The organism is Streptomyces sp. UH6, from assembly GCF_013421635.1.
In the GTDB taxonomy this organism is placed as follows: Bacteria; Actinomycetota; Actinomycetes; order Streptomycetales; family Streptomycetaceae; genus Streptomyces; species Streptomyces abyssomicinicus.
In genome coordinates, this window is record NZ_JACADT010001099.1 from 1 (window position 1) to 1,781 (window position 1,781).

At 74.3% G+C, this 1,781-nt stretch carries 1 pseudogene; it reads left to right on the forward strand.

The features are described from left to right. Window positions 1–1,592 (forward strand): annotated as a pseudogene (locus tag HW445_RS29615) (hypothetical protein); the annotation flags it as partial. Between the last annotated feature and the right edge of the window lie 189 nt (window positions 1,593–1,781).

Consider the following 1,781-nt stretch of genomic DNA (forward strand, 5'->3'; position numbering starts at 1 on the left):
ACGAGAAGGTGGGCGTCGGCGCCGACCTGCGTGCCGAACAGGCCCGGGCGGAGAGCGACGAGAGCGCCGCGCGCGCCGAACTCGACCGCCTCAGCAACAAGGTCCGCACCCGCGCGGAACAGCTGCTCTCCTCCCCGGACGGCGCCGACGGCCCGTCCCGGCAGGCCGCCGCCGCCCGCGCCGAGGAGCTCGTGCAGGTCCTCGAGACCCGGATGTCCCAGGCCAGCGAGCAGCTCGGCCGGCTGCGCGGTGACGCCGAACGGCTGGCGCCCGAGGAGGGCGAGCACCACACAGAACTCCCCAAGGACCTGCTCCCGCGCGACGCCGGGCACGCCCAGACGCTGCTGCGCGCCGCCACGACCGAACTGGCAGCCCACACCGAGGCGTTGCGCGAGGCCCGGGAGACCCACGCGGCCCTCCTCGAGAACCACCACGCCGCCGAGGACGCCGCCGCGGGGTTCGACGAGACCGCCGCACTCCTGCGTGACCTGCTGCGCGACCAGTCCGCCGACGAGGACGAGGAGCAGCCGGAGCCCTACCCGGGAGACCTCGCCGAGGCCCGCCGGGCCGCCGCCGAGGCCCGCCGCTCACTGCGCGGTTGCGCGGCCGACCTCTCGGCCGCCGAGGCAGCCGTGCGCGAGGCGAGCGACATCCTCGTCCGGCACGCCAACTCGGTGCGTTACGAGCAGGTCCGGACCCCCGCCCGGCAGCAGATCCGCGAACTGCCCGCCGCCGCCCTGCCGGACCACGCACGCGCCTGGGCCGAGGCGTTCGCCCCGCGGCTGCGCGTCCTCACCGACGAGCTGGAGCAGCTCGAGCGCAACCGCGACTCGATCGTGGACCGGCTGCGCGGCCTGGTGGAGACGTCGCTCGCCACCCTCCGCTCCGCCCAGCGGCTCTCCCGGCTGCCCGAAGGTCTCGGCGAATGGTCCGGCCAGGAGTTCCTGCGCATCCGCTTCGATGAGCCCGACCAGGCGACGCTGACCGAACGGCTCGGCGAGGTCGTCGACGAGGCGACCCGGTCCGCCCTGAAGAAGAACTCCGACCTGCGCCGCGACGGCATGTCGCTGCTGCTGCGCGGTGTGGCGGCGGCACTCCATCCCAAGGGGGTGGCCGTGGAGATCCTCAAGCCGGACGCGGTGCTCCGCGCCGAACGGGTCCCCGTCGGGCAGATGGGCGACGTGTTCTCGGGCGGGCAGCTGCTCACCGCGGCCATCGCGCTGTACTGCACCATGGCCGCCCTGCGCTCCAACGACCGGGGCCGCGACAAGCACCGGCACGCCGGAACACTGTTCCTCGACAACCCCATCGGCCGCGCCAACGCCACCTACCTGCTGGAACTCCAGCGGGCCGTGGCCGACGCGCTGGGCGTCCAACTCCTCTACACCACGGGTCTGTTCGACACGACGGCGCTGGCGGAGTTCCCCCTGGTCATCCGGATGCGCAACGACGCGGACCTGCGGGCGGGCCTGAAGTACATCAGCGTCGAGGAACACCTGCGCCCCGGGCTGCCCCAGCAGGTCCAGGAGGGCGAGACGGTGCACAGCGAGATCACCGCGACCCGCATGTTCCGCCGGTCCTCCGCCACCTGACGGCGCCGGTCTTCCGTCACCTGACGGCGCCGGTCCTCCGCGCCGACGGTTCCGGTGCTCCGTGCCTGAAGGCGCCGGGCGTCTGCTCCGTACCGGTAGGCGTCGGGCGTCCGCACGTGACCGCGCAGGCCGCTCCGTCGTCGTGGCGGGCGGCACGGCCGCCGGGCGGAAGGTGAGGCACGGCGCCCG